Source organism: Bacillus sp. RCC_6_1, assembly GCF_041360755.1.
Lineage (GTDB): Bacteria > Bacillota > Bacilli > Bacillales > Bacillaceae_G > Bacillus_A > Bacillus_A cereus.
In genome coordinates this window covers 1-15,782 of sequence record NZ_JBFUPV010000013.1, presented here as the reverse complement: position 1 = coordinate 15,782, position 15,782 = coordinate 1, and the positions used below count along the sequence as shown (strand labels likewise).

The window sequence follows — 15,782 nt, the reverse complement described above, 5'->3', positions numbered from 1 at the left end:
CTTTTATGTAAGTTACACTCTTATTATAGCGGATTATGGGGAAGAACAATCGAAAAAACAAATAATTTCTTTTTTTGACATATGGAAGAGGAGATGAAGCATGGATCAGTTATTTAGATACCCGTTGCACCAAATTCCTTTGGTAGCAATGGCCATTATTATCGCATTATCAGTTCATGAATTTGCACATGCATATGTAGCATATAAATTTGGAGACGATACAGCAAAGAGACAAGGCCGTTTAACGTTATCACCGATGGCACACTTAGATCCTATAGGTTTGATTGCAGTATTAATTCTTGGATTCGGTTGGGCAAGACCGGTTCCTGTTAACCCATATAACTTTAAAAGACCGCGTCTTGCAGGTATATTAGTTTCAATTGCAGGGCCGATTAGTAACTTAATTTTAAGCGCAATTGGTTTAATTATTTGGTATAGCTTAGTAAAATTTGGTGTATTATACTCAATTCCATCTGCAGTAGCAGATACGTTAGCTCAATTTTTCCAGATTTTTATTATGCTGAATATCGTTTTACTTGTATTTAACTTATTACCGATCCCGCCACTTGATGGGTATCGAGTTGTGGAAGATTTAGCGCCAGCAAATATTCGCGCGAAAATGACACAGTATGAAAAATACGGGGCAATTGCGTTATTAATTCTCGTTATTACACCGCTTAGTAATTACACAATTCAACCTATTTTCCAGGTAGTTATTCCGCATGTATTTGTATTTTTAGATAGCATCATTGCGCCTATTTTTGGCCTTTTATAATTTTTAAGTGAGGAGGATTTTACATATGACAGAGAAAAAGAAAAAAATCGGTTTTAATATCGTGAAAAATGATTCAACAGATGGACATGGTGGATTTGGTGTTGGGGCATTAAGCTTAGAAAACATTTCACCTGTATTTGTTGATGTACTAGAGAAAACTGCATTCGTTGATATTGGTGCGATGCACGCGCGTAGTACAGTAGAAAAAGGTATTAAGTTTTTAACAAATAAAGATGAAGTTCCAAACGGAAAACCATTTTGGCTTGTTTGGGTAACGATTGAAAGAACTGCGACAGGTGCGTATTATGCAGGTGTAACAGCTTGTGAAATGACAGTAGACCGTGAAATTCGCCGCGGATATAAATCACTTCCAGAGCACGTAAATAAAATGGATAAATCATTGAAGCGTCACATTATGGTTGACCATATGGATGAATCATCTAAAAAGGTACTTGGTACGTTCTTGAAAGAACATAATGAAGCGATTTGGAACGAATCTAGTGAAGAATTGCGCCGTGCATTATTAAGTGAATAAAAAATAGCTGACGGATGCCCGTCAGCTATTTTTTTTACCAAGGAAGATATTTTTTCCACCAACTTGTTTTTTTCTTTTCTTCAGTCGTTTTTTCAAATTCTTCTTTATCATCGACGTGATCCATACAATATTCAGTCGGTTCGGTACCTTTAGCGAAATACATTTTCACAGAAATAGGACAATTTTTTGTAGCAATTTTACCGTTCTCTGGATTGATATTAACCGCTACGACGTCACTTGGTTGTTTAAATTCTTTTTTTGGTTGTCCCTCTAACCCTTTCTCCATCGTATCAGTCCATATTTTCTTCGCATATCCTTGTTCTGCTACGTTTGAAATAGATTTAGGTTGATCATATCCGACCCACACACCAGTTACGATTTGCGGAGTAAATCCGATCATCCAACTATCCGTTTCAGTAGAACCAGATTTGCCGGCATATGTTCTTGATAGTTTGGATAACATCGATTGACCAGTTACAGCAGCATAGCTGCTTAGTTTCTTATTAAACATACCAGTCATCATTTCTTCCATTACAAACGCTTTGCTCTTGTCGAGAACTTGTTTACTCTCTAAATGAGCATCGTATAATATATTTCCTTCATGATCCATAATGCGGCGAATGAAAGTAGGTTTTACTTCTTTTCCACCGTTTGCGAACATGCTATAAGCGTTAACCATTTCAATTGGTTTTACTGGTGACGTACCGAGAGCTAGAGAAGGCACATCTTTTAATGCACTTTTAATTCCAAATTGTTTCGCTGTTTTTGCAAGCGCGTCATCGCCTAAAAACAAATTCGTTTTCACAGCATATATGTTATCAGAGACTGCGAGAGCTTGTGCCATCGTTACGAAATCATCTGCATAATAATCTTTATAGTTCTTCGGTTTATACTTTGAAACGCCGTCACCTAAGGTGAATACAGTATATTCGCTTTTTAAGCGCGTAGCAGGCGTGAATCCTCGTTCTAATGCCGCATAATATAGAAATGGCTTAAATGTAGAACCAGGCTGACGAATGGCTTGTGTAGCCCTGTTAAATTGACTCGTAGTATAATCAGTTCCACCAACAAGAGCAGCCACTTCACCTGTCTTTGGATTCATAGAGACGAGAGCAGTTTGTATGTTTGTTGTGTCAGGTATGTGATCTTTTACAGCTTGTTCTGCTACAGCTTGTAGTTTAGGGTCTAGCGTTGTATAAATTCGCAAGCCACCCCGTTGTAAAGCTTGTTCGTCTAATCCAACATCACGAAGGAGCGAAGCTTGTACAGCATCTTGGAAATATGGTGCGACCTCTGCTACTTTTTTCGTATCTAATGAGGCAAAAGTTAGTGGCTCTTTCTTCGCTAAGGCTGCTTGTTGCTTCGTAATATATCCTTGTTCTACCATTTCATCTAATATGAGAGCTTGTCGTCCTTTCGCACGATCCTCTTTCAAAAAGGGAGAATAGACACTTGGCCCTTTCGGGATACCTGCGAGCATACTAGCTTCTGCTAATGTTAACTCTTTTGCCGTTTTATCGAAATATAGACGGGATGCAGCTTCGATGCCATAAGCGCCATGTCCGTAATAAATTGTATTTAAATATCCTTCTAAAATATGATTTTTATTATAATTCACCTCAAGGCGAATTGTGTACATTGCTTCTAATAGTTTACGTTTCCACGTTTTATCATGATCTAAGTAAAGGTTACGAGCATACTGTTGTGTAATCGTACTAGCACCTTGGACTTTTGCCATCGCTTTTAAATCGGCAACAATGGCACCAGCAATACGTTTCATATCAAAGCCATGATGTTTGTAGAATCGTTGATCTTCAATAGATAGTGTCGCCTCTTTTACATAAGGTGAAATTTCATTAAGAGATACATTGTAACGTTTTTGCATTTCATTACTTTGTCCTATAACAGTGTCATCATTTGCGTAAAAGACGCTTGTTTGCGGGACCGCAACAGGAGGAGGTCCCATAATTTTTGCAACTATAATAATAACAAAAAAAGAAAAAACGAAGAAAAGGACGCAAGAAAACATTGCGGTGAAGAAAAGACGTTTATATTTTTTAAGTTTTGGATTCATAGTTTGATCCATCTTTTTTCAGCCCCTCATTAATACAAGCGTTATTGTATTAGTATTGAGGGTTTTCATTTATTTTAAACAATGAAATTTCGAAAATAAAAAAGCCCCTTCCATTAAGAAAGGAGCTCAAAGGCACGTGCTGGCCAATCAGTAATGATGACATCTACACCATAATCAATCATAGTTTGTAAATCTTTGTATTCATTAATTGTATATGGACGGAAAACATACCCTTGCTCTTGTGCTAACTGCACAAATTCTTTCGTTAATAACTGGAAGTTTGGATGTAATCCATTTGCTTCTCTATGTTTTGCTTCGGCAATTGGATCAGAAAGTGGTGTATCATATAAAATTGCTCTTGGGATTTCAGGAGCAATTTCTGCTAATAATGAAACAGAGTCATGGTTAAATGATGAAAATACAATTTGATTAGAAAGATGATATTCACGCACAAGTGCAACAGCTTTTTCCTCAATATTTGGGTAATGAATAACATCTGTCTTTAATTCAATATTTAGTTGTAAGTTCGTTGTGGAAAGCCAAATGAAAACCTCACGCAACGTTGGGATTTTTGCTTCATGGAAAGAAGGGTCTTTATAGCTACCAGCGTCCAATGATTGTAGTTCCTCTACCGTTTTTTCCGAAACAAGTCCAACGCCATTTGTTGTACGATCGACGGTTTCATCGTGAATTACGACAAGTTCACCATCTTTTGATAAGTGGACATCGAGTTCAATTCCGTGAGCGCCAATGCGTTCTGCTTCTTGGAAGGCAATCATCGTATTTTCGGGATGTGTTCCTTTTACTCCGCGGTGAGCGAAAATAAGTGGTTTACTCATGTGAAATTCTCCTTATTATCTCTTTTCTTTCATTATGAAACTGCTTTAGGGAAAATACAATTGAATATGACAAACATTTACAAAAGTCTAACAGTTGCACAAAAGTTAACGTTAACGTAAAATGTAATAATCGAGTGAAGGGAGGAATAAACATGTATAAAATTGATGAAGTAACAAAGCAAGTTGGTTTGACAAAACGTACACTTCGTTATTATGAGGAAATTGGTTTAATTCATCCCCCTGAACGTAGTGAGGGGAACATTCGCCTGTATACAGACGGGGATATCGCCAGAATTAAAAAAATTGTGGAAGCGAAAGAAGTGTTAGGAATTACGCTTCAAGAGATGCAGCATTTTTTATCGTTAAAAGAAAGAATGGAGCAAAGAAGAAATAGCGAAAACCCTCGTGATCGTGAAGTGATTCAAGAAATTAAAGATATGCTTGAAAAACAAGTGGAAACGCTAGACGAAAAAATGGAGCAAATGCAACGTGTAAAGGCAGAACTAGAAGATAGTTTACATCGTGCAGTAACATTTTTAGAGAACACAAAAGGAGAGTAATCAAAATGGAGAGCAAACAAAAACTAGGGAGATTGATTACAGTGGTGGCTACCTTCCTTGCCTTTTCGGGTATAGGGGTAGTTGACCCAATTTTGCCAATTATTGCTGAGAAAATTGGTGCAACGCATTGGCAAGTTGAAATGTTATTTACCGCTTATATTTTAACGATGGCAATCATGATGTTACCAGCTGGTATATTTGCATCGAGATTTGGTGATAAACGGATGATGACAATCGGTCTTGCGATTGTGACTGTATTTGCGTTTATATGCGGTATATCGCAAACGATTGCTCAATTATCTCTTTTCCGCGCTGGATGGGGATTAGGAAATGCGATGTTTTTTGCTACAGCAATGACGCTATTAATAGCATTAAGTAAAGAAGTTCATGAAGCAGTAGGATTATACGAAGCAGCTATCGGTTTAGGCATGGCTGGCGGACCATTATTAGGCGGGATATTAGGTGGTCATTCTTGGCGTTATCCGTTTTTCGCGACAAGTATTTTAATTTTCTTAGCATTTATTTTAGTATTCTTTTTTGTAAAAGAACCGGAGCGAAAAGTGAAGCGTAAGGCTGCTGGGGTAGGAGAATTACTTAACCTGGTGAAGTATAAACCGTTTATGCAAGGTGCGATTTCAGGAATGTTATACTACTACGGATTTTTCGTTGTGTTAGCATATTCACCACTTATTATGCATTTATCAGCTATTCAATTAGGCTTTGTATTTTGCGGATGGGGGCTCGCGTTAGCTTACGGTTCTGCAATTTTAGCACATAAGCTAGAAGGGAAATATGAACCAAAAACATTATTAAAGGGTAGTTTACTCGTATTTGCGATTTTCTTAATTGCACTATTCTTTGTGAAAATTATGTGGTTACAAATTACTCTTATCGTTTTATCAGGATTGGCATCTGGCTTAAACAATGCATTATATACAAGTTATGTAATGGATATTTCACCTTATGAAAGATCTGTTACGTCAGGTGTTTATAACTTTGTTCGTTGGTTAGGTGGTGCGATTGCTCCAATTTTATCAGGAATTATCGGTCATACTGTTTCACCACAAAGTCCGTTTTTAGTAGGTGGAATTGTTGTGTTAGTTGGTTGTATTATGATCCTAATTCCAATTCGTAAACCAGTAGAAATAGAGACAAAAGCCCTTTCTTAAGAAAGGGTTTTCTTTCCTTTTGCGGTGCAAACCCTTTCCGCACATATGTTAGAACCCTCTGACTAAAATATATTTTCGGTATTTTTGTACTTTTAACTATACATTTTGGATGTTTTGTTTTATTTTTGTTAGGGGACATTAATGATGTCCCTATTATAAATTTGCATTGAAAGGCGTGATTGTACGATGGAACTATGGTTCACTGAAAAACAAACAAAACATTTTGGGATTACGGCGCGTATTAACCGCACATTACATACGGAGCAAACAGAATTCCAAAAACTTGATATGGTCGAAACGGAAGAGTTCGGAAACATGCTTATTTTAGATGGCATGGTTATGACAACAGAAAAAGATGAGTTCGTTTATCACGAAATGGTAGCACACGTACCCTTATTTACACATCCAAACCCTGAAAACGTATTAGTTGTTGGTGGCGGTGATGGTGGTGTTATTCGTGAAGTGTTAAAACACCCAAGTGTAAAGAAAGCAACTCTTGTTGAAATCGATGGAAAAGTAATTGAGTACTCTAAACAATACTTACCATCAATTGCAGGCGCATTAGATAATGAGCGTGTAGAAGTAAAAGTAGGAGACGGTTTCCTACATATCGCAGAAAGCGAAAATGAATACGATGTAATTATGGTAGATTCTACTGAGCCAGTAGGACCAGCAGTAAACCTATTTACAAAAGGCTTCTACGCTGGAATTTCAAAAGCGTTAAAAGAAGATGGTATTTTCGTTGCACAAACGGACAACCCTTGGTTTACACCAGAACTAATTACAACTGTGTTTAAAGACGTAAAAGAGATCTTCCCAATTACTCGTTTATACACAGCAAACATTCCAACTTACCCAAGTGGTCTTTGGACGTTCACAATTGGATCTAAAAAACATGATCCATTAGAAGTAAGTGAAGAGCGTTTCCACGAAATCGAAACGAAATACTACACAAAAGAATTACACAATGCAGCATTCGCATTACCGAAATTTGTTGGGGATTTAATTAAGTAAGAGAATTGTATCAAACAAATAAAGTGTAAGTAGCTCATTTAAGGTGTTTGTCCAGAAGACTTGAACATGCTAGCTACTTACACTTCTGTAGAGAAAATCGTCTTCTTGTTGTTAAAAAGAAGACCCGGTAAATCGAGAAAGAGGAGCAATTCGCTCCAAATTTGAGAAATAGTGAAAGGTTGGGATACCTTAAGTTCCACATAAGGAGGAAAAGAATATGCGTTTTGATGAAGCTTATTCAGGTAAAGTATTTATTAAAAGTCATCCAAGTTTTGAAGAGTCAAAGGTAGTTATTTATGGGATGCCTATGGATTGGACAGTAAGTTACCGTCCGGGATCTCGTTTTGGCCCTGCACGTATTCGTGAAGTATCAATCGGTCTTGAAGAATATAGCCCGTATTTAGATCGTGAACTAGAAGAGGTAAAATATTTTGATGCGGGTGATATCCCATTACCATTCGGAAACGCACAACGCAGCTTAGACATGATTGAAGAGTATGTATCAAAACTTTTAGATGCCGATAAGTTTCCACTAGGTCTCGGCGGTGAGCACCTAGTGTCTTGGCCAATTTTTAAGGCAATGGCAAAAAAATATCCGGATTTAGCAATCATCCATATGGATGCTCATACTGATTTACGTGAATCGTATGAAGGGGAGCCTTTATCCCACTCTACACCAATTCGTAAAGTGTGTGATTTAATTGGTCCGGAAAACGTATATTCTTTCGGAATTCGTTCTGGAATGAAGGAAGAATTTGAATGGGCGAAAGAAGTAGGTATGAACTTATACAAATTTGACGTATTAGAACCGTTAAAAGAAGTATTACCGAAACTTGCTGGCCGCCCAGTCTATGTCACAATCGACATTGATGTATTAGACCCAGCTCACGCTCCAGGAACAGGAACATTAGAAGCTGGCGGTATCACATCTAAAGAATTATTAGATTCCATCGTAGCAATTGCAAATTCAAATATAAATGTAGTTGGAGCAGACTTAGTAGAAGTAGCTCCAGTCTACGACCATAGTGATCAAACACCAGTCGCAGCAAGCAAATTCGTGCGGGAAATGCTGCTCGGTTGGGTGAAATAAAAGCGGAAGCGGCTCGCTCAGAATGTGAGGGGGATGGAGTTTCAGACGTAGAGGCGCTTTTTGCCTCGAAGGAAGAAGCGAAGCCACCGATCATTCTAGCCACTGCAGCTAGATAAAGTAAAAGTGAAGCCGACTGTTTAGACCCGGTGACTAAGGTTCTTTCCTGCAAAAGGTGCTTTTTACCTTTTGGCAGGGAAGGTTCTTAGACGCAAGGGTCTAGGAGGCGTAACTGGATAGTAATAAAAGCGGAGGCAGCTCGCTCAGAATCGCAGGTCATTGGAACGCTCGACCGAGAGTGTGAAATGGCTGGAGATTCTAGCCGCTGCAGCTAGATAAAATAAGAGCCCTCTATATGATTAGAGGGCTCTTATTTTGTCGTTATGTGTCGGTAAGTCGATATATTAAAAAAATCGCTGATATAATTCGAGTTGCGCCGATATATTAAAAAAATCGCCGATATAATTTCATTTACCGTTACGCAACACAAAAAAAGCTATTCTCAAACGATGGGAATAGCTCTTTTTCTTATGCAACCTTCTCTTCCGAAGTAACTCCGCGAATTTCATCAGCAGAGCGGATTGGATATTTACGGAACACAATAGATCCAATGTATCCGACAATAGTGGTAACGATTCCACATAGTACGGCAGCGATCGTTACTTTTATAACGTCATTAAATCCGAATAGGACAAGAAGACCTGGAATTGGTGATGCTGTTCCTGGTGCATTATTAACAAGCTGGAATAGCGATGTAATAATACCGGCAAGTGCACCGCCAACGAAATTTGTCATATAGATTGGAATTGGATTTGCTGAGACAACATCGGCTTGTGTTAAAGGTTCGATTGCTACAGCAATTGTATCTTTCTTTGAACAAATTTTTAATCGTTTAAAGAAAATAAAGTTCATCGGGGCTGAGGCCGCAACGGCAAGACTACCAATTGCCATAGGTAAACCTGTTAATCCAAGCATTGCAGTTAGTGCCATAGAACTTAGTGGAGAGGTAGAAATAACTGTTATTAATCCACCAAGCATAATACCCATAATGATAGGGCTTTCTGTAGTTGCAACTGAAATCATAGAACCGATTTTACCGAGTGTTGCGTTAACAAGCGGATCCATAAGCATTGCCATTCCGCGTGAGATTGGTGCAGCGATAAATAGGATTGCTAAAAATTCCACGCCAGCTGGTAATTTCTTTTCGAGAAATTTCACGACGAAAGCACAAACGTATCCAGCGAAAAATCCTGGTAAAATACCGAATCCACTAGTAGCGATACCAATTAAAACAGCGTATACGGGGGAAACACCGATTGCTAATGCGACTAAAATCGCTGCTGCGACACCGCTCATACTACCGGAAGCTTCTCCTACTGATTGTAAAAAGTCATTATGAAACATTTCTCCACCTATATAACGGTGAAATGCTTCAATAAGAAAACTTGCGATTGCTGCATTAGCTAAAGCACCCATCGCCTTCATTCCATAAGGCGCACGGTAACTAAAAAGTGTAAATAGACAAAGTACAACAAGTAATAGTGCTAAACCTTGCAAGATAGCCATTTGAAAACTGTCTCCTTTGATTTTTGTAATAAAAATTCGTATCATTCAATAATAATATAAAAGTGTATGAAACGGAAAAATTTTTTCTTGGGAACTTGCTGTAAGAAAAAATCCCTTACAATAATGTAAGGAAAGTGTAAGACTTTTAGATAGAGTATAGTATGCTCTTTTCCGTATAATACAAGTATAGATATAATACTAGTGAGAAAGAAGTGCAAACAGGAGGTTCATGTATGAAATTGGTAATTAAAGTTTTAGCTATATTCGCCATTATTCTAGGTGGAACAGCGTATTATTTGAACACAAAAACAGAAGGTGTACATGCTTTTGTAGACAACTTCTTTTCAAATAAAGAAATACAAGATTATTATGCGGTTATAGATAAAGGTGAGAAAAAAGACGGAGAATACTTGTATACTTTTAAAGGGTATACAGAAGACGGAAAGTTACAGATCATTAAAAGAATGATGAACCGTGAATTGCATACGGGGGCGTTTATAAAAATTTATGCAAAAGGTATGCAAGGAAAAGGATGGGCTGAAATCCCGAAAGAATCTATTCCACAAAAAGCGTTGGAAAAAATAGAAAAACCATAAAAGGAGCGACTCATTCGCTCCTTTTTAGTGGGTTAAAATAGTGATAGATGTTTTTTCCTTGTTAGAAATAATTTTTGCACGTCCACCAATTGGGAAAGTGAAAATCGGGGTTGTATGCCCGAAACTTGCGTTTGCAATGATAGGAATATGTGCAAGTTCAGGTTTTGAAGCAATCATTTCTTGAATGTCTTCTATCGTACATTCTGCACCTTTTTGCATCTTTCCTATAATGATTCCCTTTATGTATTCAAAATCTTGCTGCTGCATAAGGGAATGTAAATAACGATCAAAAGTTTTAAGAGTAGATGTTCCAGTTAAACTATCTTCTTCAATAAATAAAATTTTGTGCTTTAAATTTGGCATATATGGTGTGCCTTGCAGTAAGTTAAATGTGCTCATATTGCCACCGATAATATCTCCCGTAGCTTCTCCTTCCTGAATTGAAACGTATCCTTCATTTTTAATAAATTCTCGATTTTCCTGATCTATATACCAAGAATCATCGCTCCATGTTTCAGATGGCAGGACTTCAATAGGCTCATTAGAAGTTAAGCACTTTAAAAAGTAATCGGTTGTATACCCGAGCCCTTTCTCCATTCCAAACGAAGAGAAATGGGGTCCTGAATATGTAACAAGCCCTGTTTTTGCGTAAATTGCATTATTTAAGGCAGTAATATCAGAATAACCACAGAAAAATTTCGGGTTTTCACGAATTAAATCATAATCGAGATGTTTCAATAAACCATTTGAGTTGTATCCGCCAAGTGTAGTCAAAATAGCTTTTACATTAGGGTCTCCAAATGCTTCATGGAGGTCTTGAATGCGGGAAGAAATAGAGGAGGAAGCAAATCGATCTATCTCATCAGCATATTTTGAGAATGTAACTTGAAAGCCCATGTCAGTTAATCTTTTTATAGCAAGTTTTCTATTTTCATTTGAAACAATACTTAAACTACACGATGGTGAAATCACTCGTATTTCATCACCCTTTTTTAACTTTGTTGGTAGCACTATATTCACCTCTTTAATTGAAAGAATATTTAGATTTAAAAAATATTTTATCATATAAAATAAAGTAGAAGTGAATTATTTTTTGAAATGGAGTTTTCCTGATTTTTCAGCAGACAGACAGAGTCTTTTTTTGATATGATAGGAAAAGTGATTTATTATAAGTAGTATTTAATATCTATAACATTTGAAAGGTGTGCAAGACGTGGAGAAACAACTTGCAGGCTTGCCGGTACACGTTCATTTCGTAACAGAAATCCGTGAAGGGGCGAGGAAGGAAACCGTTGCTTTTGAAGCAAATGGTCAATACTATGTAAAAGGTCAAGGTACATATGTAACATTCCAGGAGCCGAACGAACAAGGCGAAGTGAAAACAATTATTAAAATTCAAGATGAACAAGTTCTCATTATGCGTTCAGGTGCTGTTTCTATGCGTCAGACGCATGTGAAAGGTGAATGGACAACTGGTACGTATACGAGTGAACTTGGTACGTTTGCATTGCAAACAAAGACTGATAACGTTCTTTTTAAATGGTCGGATGAAAAGAAAAAAGGACAACTCTTCTTAACTTACGCATTGCTTCTAAGTGAACAAGAAGCTGGCAGATATACTATTACAATTAATTTGAAGGAGGCAAAATAATGAATTCCTTAGAACAAGTAAAAGGATTGATTAAAGAAGAAATTCAGGCTGCTGTATTAAAGGCAGAATTAGCGACAGAAGAACAGATTCCAAACGTTGTATTAGAATCTCCAAAAGATAAAACAAATGGTGACTTCTCTACAAATATGGCAATGCAACTTGCACGCGTTGCGAAAAAAGCACCTCGTATGATTGCAGAAGAACTAGTTGCAAACTTCGATAAAGCAAAAGCTTCTATTGAAAAAATCGAAATCGCTGGTCCTGGTTTTATTAACTTCTATATGGATAATAGCTACTTAACAGATTTAATTCCAACAATCGTAAACGCTGGTGAAGCTTACGGTGAAACGAATACTGGTAAAGGTGAAAAAGTACAAGTTGAGTTCGTATCTGCGAATCCAACAGGTGACCTTCACTTAGGACATGCACGTGGTGCGGCAGTAGGTGACACTTTATGTAACTTATTAGCAAAAGCAGGCTACGATGTATCTCGTGAGTACTACATTAATGATGCTGGTAACCAAATTCATAACTTAGCTCTTTCTGTTGAAGCTCGTTACATGCAAGCTTTAGGCTTAGATAAAGAAATGCCAGAAGACGGTTATCATGGTGCGGATATCATTGGAATCGGTAAACGTTTAGCTGAAGAATTCGGCGATCGTTATGCGAAAGCTGATGAAAAAGAAAGTTATGAATTCTATCGTGAATACGGTTTAAAATATGAATTAGCAAAACTTCAAAAAGACTTAGAAAGCTTCCGTGTTAAATTTGATGTATGGTTCTCAGAAACATCACTATACAAAAACGGAAAAATCGATCAAGCTCTTGCTGTATTAAAAGAGCGTGAAGAGATCTTTGAAGAAGACGGCGCAACTTGGTTCCGTTCAATGACTTACGGCGATGACAAAAATCGTGTATTAATTAAAAACGACGGTTCTTACACATACTTAACGCCAGATATCGCGTATCACCGTGATAAATTAGAGCGTGGTTTTGATAAGTTAATCAACATTTGGGGTGCTGACCACCACGGTTACATTCCTCGTATGAAGGCTGCTATTCAAGCACTTGGTTACGATAAAGACACGCTTGAAGTAGAAATCATCCAAATGGTACAACTATACCAAAATGGTGAAAAAATGAAGATGAGTAAGCGTACGGGTAAAGCAGTTACACTTCGTGAGCTTATGGAAGAAGTAGGCGTGGACGCAATGCGTTACTTCTTCGCAATGCGTAGCGGTGATTCTCATTTAGACTTCGATATGGACTTAGCTGTATCAAAATCTAATGAAAACCCAGTATACTATGCACAATATGCTCATGCTCGCGTATGTAGTATCCTTCGTCAAGGCGAAGAATTAGGATTAGCTGTAGATGGAGATGTGAACTATAAACTTGTTACTTCTGAGAAAGAAGTAGAGTTACTGAAAAAACTTGGTGAATTCCCAGCTGTAGTTGCGGATGCAGCACAAAAACGTCTGCCACACCGTATTACAAACTATGCATTTGAATTAGCAGCAACATTACACAGCTTCTACAATGCAGAAAAAGTATTAAACCAAGATAACTTAGAATTAAGTAAAGCTCGTTACGAGTTAATGAAAGCAGTACGCACTACACTTCAAAATGCATTAGCAATCGTAGGAGTATCTGCACCAGAAAAAATGTAATGAAGAAAAGCGGAAGCGGCTCGTTTAGAATAGGACTTTCGTTTTTAAATAAAAGGCAATCACACGATGTTGTGATTGCCTTTTTATGTGGAGATAATAAAAAAATTTATCAAACAAAAGGGGAATTTGCGTCGTCTTATATAAATGACAGGAGGCTTATGATGGAAGAAAAGATAGAAGAATTAATTGATATATATAAGCAGCAAATATATTCTTTATGCTATAAGTTAGCGAAAACGAAAGAAGATGCGGAAGATATTTTTCAAGAGACGTGGATAAAGGTTTTTTCATCAAGGCACCAACTTTTTTATGTGGATAATTATAAAAAGTGGATTACTACAATTTGCGTTCGTACATTTTATGACTTTTACCGCAAGAAGAAAAGATGGAAAGATCGCGTCTTAGATTTATTTCATAAAGAAGATGGTGGAGAAATAGATTTCGCAGATGATGTGAATATATCAGAAGAATTTATTCAAAAAGTGGAAGCGGAAATGATACGGGAAGTTATACAGCTATTGAATGAAAAATATAAAACCGTGCTCGTACTCTACTATTATGAACAATACTCTTATAAAGAAATGAGCGAAATATTAAATATACCGATTGGTACAGTGAAATATCGCCTTAATTATGCGAAGAAGCAAATGCGAGAACATTTGGAGGGGTTCGTTTATGACAGAAGATAAATTTGAACAGAAGGTAAAGAGTAGCTTAGCAGAAGAGATAACTCCAAGCGAAGAGCTAATAAATAACACGAAGCAGGGCGTGCGAAAGGCTCAGAAGTTAGAGAGGAAATGGATGATTTGTATTCACACCATTTGGATTGTTTTGTTAACAATTGTTATAGAACAATTTGTCACACATTTGGATTATAAAATTCCTATGTTGATAGCCATTGTGATTATGATGCATGTATACATTCCGATATATGTTGTAATACAGTCATTTTTAAAGAAGGAGTATAAATTACATGAAAGAGCTCGCTAATTCGTTTGTACTATTTGAAGTAGCTGGAGTGACGATGTTTTTAGCTTTTATAGCACTTTTAATATGTGTTGCATCATGGGTATATACAGATGCTAAAGCACATCAAATGAGTAAAGGATGGAGTGTCTTAGCGGTTATATTTCCATTTTTTATCGGTTTTTTGTTATATATGGTAAGAAGAAGTAAAAAGAAAGTTGAAGGAGAATATAAGATGAACTTTGTTAAAAAACAGAAAGTAACATTAGTTGCGATATTGGCAAGTACAATGTTTGTATTACTTAGTGGTTTTGCTTTTGCACAAACGTTAGATGACGCGTGGAAAGCAGGGGATATATATTTAGAAAATGAGAAGCAAGGGGAGACAAGTTACGAGGCGAAATTCTCATCATGGGATATTGCCGGTAAAGATATTGAACTTCAGTATGAGAAGGACACAGAAGTGACATTTTCTTATGAGACAGATGCAAAACGAGGGAACTTATGCTTTAGCGTGTATGAAAGACGAGGAGAAGGTATAAAAGAGTTAAAGGAAATTTGTGAATCGAAAAAAGGTAGTTTTACAGTTACTTTAAAAGCAAATGAAGAGTATGCATTGAATATAAGCGGATTAAAAGTGAAAGATGGATTCGTAAAAGTGAATTGGCAAGAGAAATAAAAGGGGCCCTATAAAGGACCTCTTTTTTATTGAATAGTATAAGTAACAGAAAAACTAACAGGACTATAGTAAACGTAAGGTGCATGAAATTGAACATACATATTTCCATCTGTTTTTGCAGTGAAAATTCGGCCGTAACCATCAGAATAACGTCCAATTAGGTTATGATTTGAGTCATAAACACTGTAACTAGGAGTTTTGCTGTTAGGATGAATTGTTAGTTCTTGTCCTTTTTGAAGGAAAATAGGTTCTTGTTCAGAACTACCTCCAGTTTGCAAAGAATAAAATTTTGTAAAGCTTTGTTCTTGAGCGGCAGCAGCGACTTTTGTTTCAGGAATAAACGCAGTAGCTCCAGTAATTCCTGCTAAAGTTAATGCACCTGCTAAAATCATTTTTTTCATAATAGAAAAAGCCTCCTTATTAGTTGTAATCAGTTTTGTTACAGTTAATATTGTATACGATAATGGGTAGGATAAAATATGCTTTTATGCATATATATTTTTTCTCAATAAAAGACCACTGATAAATGAACTGAACCCAAAAAATTAGACAAATATATTAAGCAGCTACTAAGGATTGAACTCTGTATTGCACAGGGGAC

The 15,782-nt window shown here is 36.9% G+C and carries 17 protein-coding genes; 12 read left to right on the top strand and 5 right to left on the bottom strand.

The window, feature by feature from the left end:
- Positions 1 to 100: 100 nt before the first annotated feature.
- The gene (locus tag AB6801_RS25145) at positions 101 to 775 is read left to right on the top strand and encodes a site-2 protease family protein (RefSeq protein ID WP_000372455.1); all 675 of its coding nucleotides are present in this window, start codon (positions 101 to 103) and stop codon (positions 773 to 775) included.
- Positions 776 to 800: 25 nt separating this feature from the next.
- A complete protein-coding gene (locus AB6801_RS25140; protein ID WP_000136678.1) occupies positions 801 to 1,310 on the top strand; it encodes a YwhD family protein in 510 nt (169 codons plus the stop codon).
- Between the two features lie 34 nt (positions 1,311 to 1,344).
- Here AB6801_RS25140 and AB6801_RS25135 read toward each other — a convergent pair whose 3' ends face one another.
- Together AB6801_RS25135 and AB6801_RS25130 are read right to left on the bottom strand one after the other, a co-directional pair.
- A complete protein-coding gene (locus AB6801_RS25135) occupies positions 1,345 to 3,396 on the bottom strand; it encodes a transglycosylase domain-containing protein (RefSeq protein ID WP_000372967.1) in 2,052 nt (683 codons plus the stop codon).
- A gap of 101 nt (positions 3,397 to 3,497) precedes the next feature.
- Positions 3,498 to 4,223: a glycerophosphodiester phosphodiesterase gene (locus tag AB6801_RS25130; RefSeq protein ID WP_000042788.1), complete on the bottom strand. Its 726-nt coding sequence runs from the start codon at positions 4,221 to 4,223 to the stop codon at positions 3,498 to 3,500.
- Between the two features lie 152 nt (positions 4,224 to 4,375).
- Here AB6801_RS25130 and AB6801_RS25125 point away from each other — a divergent pair, with 152 nt between their 5' ends.
- From AB6801_RS25125 to speB, 4 genes are all read left to right on the top strand, one after another.
- Complete coding sequence (locus tag AB6801_RS25125) at positions 4,376 to 4,783, top strand: MerR family transcriptional regulator (protein WP_000276578.1); 408 nt, start codon at positions 4,376 to 4,378, stop codon at positions 4,781 to 4,783.
- Positions 4,784 to 4,788: 5 nt separating this feature from the next.
- The gene (locus tag AB6801_RS25120) at positions 4,789 to 5,952 is read left to right on the top strand and encodes an MFS transporter (RefSeq protein WP_000444233.1); all 1,164 of its coding nucleotides are present in this window, start codon (positions 4,789 to 4,791) and stop codon (positions 5,950 to 5,952) included.
- Between the two features lie 186 nt (positions 5,953 to 6,138).
- Positions 6,139 to 6,966 carry a polyamine aminopropyltransferase gene (gene speE, locus AB6801_RS25115; protein ID WP_000424696.1) on the top strand — a complete coding sequence of 276 codons (828 nt, stop codon included), beginning with the start codon at positions 6,139 to 6,141 and terminating at the stop codon, positions 6,964 to 6,966.
- Positions 6,967 to 7,183: 217 nt separating this feature from the next.
- Positions 7,184 to 8,056 carry an agmatinase gene (gene speB / locus AB6801_RS25110; protein WP_001209831.1) on the top strand — a complete coding sequence of 291 codons (873 nt, stop codon included), beginning with the start codon at positions 7,184 to 7,186 and terminating at the stop codon, positions 8,054 to 8,056.
- Positions 8,057 to 8,581: 525 nt separating this feature from the next.
- Here speB and AB6801_RS25105 read toward each other — a convergent pair.
- Positions 8,582 to 9,619 carry a PTS sugar transporter subunit IIC gene (locus AB6801_RS25105; protein WP_000996328.1) on the bottom strand — a complete coding sequence of 346 codons (1,038 nt, stop codon included), beginning with the start codon at positions 9,617 to 9,619 and terminating at the stop codon, positions 8,582 to 8,584.
- 233 nt (positions 9,620 to 9,852) lie between these two features.
- Here AB6801_RS25105 and AB6801_RS25100 point away from each other — a divergent pair, with 233 nt between their 5' ends.
- Positions 9,853 to 10,215, top strand: coding sequence for a YxeA family protein (locus AB6801_RS25100; protein ID WP_000779915.1), 363 nt, complete (start codon positions 9,853 to 9,855; stop codon positions 10,213 to 10,215).
- Positions 10,216 to 10,239: 24 nt separating this feature from the next.
- On the opposite strand, the gene AB6801_RS25095 is transcribed toward AB6801_RS25100, so the two are convergent.
- Entirely contained in the window at positions 10,240 to 11,226 is a 987-nt protein-coding gene (locus AB6801_RS25095) for a S66 family peptidase (RefSeq protein ID WP_097999221.1), read from the bottom strand.
- A gap of 202 nt (positions 11,227 to 11,428) precedes the next feature.
- On the opposite strand from AB6801_RS25095, the gene AB6801_RS25090 reads away from it, so the two are divergent.
- The 5 genes from AB6801_RS25090 to AB6801_RS25070 all read left to right on the top strand — a co-directional run bounded on the left by AB6801_RS25090 (position 11,429) and on the right by AB6801_RS25070 (position 15,181).
- Positions 11,429 to 11,866 carry a YwiB family protein gene (locus AB6801_RS25090; RefSeq protein ID WP_000414867.1) on the top strand — a complete coding sequence of 146 codons (438 nt, stop codon included), beginning with the start codon at positions 11,429 to 11,431 and terminating at the stop codon, positions 11,864 to 11,866.
- On the top strand, positions 11,866 to 13,536 hold the full coding sequence (gene argS, locus AB6801_RS25085; RefSeq protein ID WP_001086446.1) for an arginine--tRNA ligase: 1,671 nt from the start codon (positions 11,866 to 11,868) through the stop codon (positions 13,534 to 13,536). Before AB6801_RS25090 ends, argS begins: the two co-directional genes overlap by 1 nt.
- 161 nt (positions 13,537 to 13,697) lie before the next feature.
- Positions 13,698 to 14,225: an RNA polymerase sigma factor gene (locus AB6801_RS25080; RefSeq protein WP_000391478.1), complete on the top strand. Its 528-nt coding sequence runs from the start codon at positions 13,698 to 13,700 to the stop codon at positions 14,223 to 14,225.
- A complete protein-coding gene (locus AB6801_RS25075) occupies positions 14,212 to 14,526 on the top strand; it encodes a hypothetical protein (protein WP_000133821.1) in 315 nt (104 codons plus the stop codon). Before AB6801_RS25080 ends, AB6801_RS25075 begins: the two co-directional genes overlap by 14 nt.
- Positions 14,510 to 15,181, top strand: coding sequence for a hypothetical protein (locus tag AB6801_RS25070; RefSeq protein WP_000660957.1), 672 nt, complete (start codon positions 14,510 to 14,512; stop codon positions 15,179 to 15,181). Before AB6801_RS25075 ends, AB6801_RS25070 begins: the two co-directional genes overlap by 17 nt.
- A 26-nt stretch (positions 15,182 to 15,207) precedes the next feature.
- On the opposite strand, the gene AB6801_RS25065 is transcribed toward AB6801_RS25070, so the two are convergent.
- Positions 15,208 to 15,582: a hypothetical protein gene (locus tag AB6801_RS25065; protein WP_000738221.1), complete on the bottom strand. Its 375-nt coding sequence runs from the start codon at positions 15,580 to 15,582 to the stop codon at positions 15,208 to 15,210.
- Positions 15,583 to 15,782: the final 200 nt, after the last annotated feature.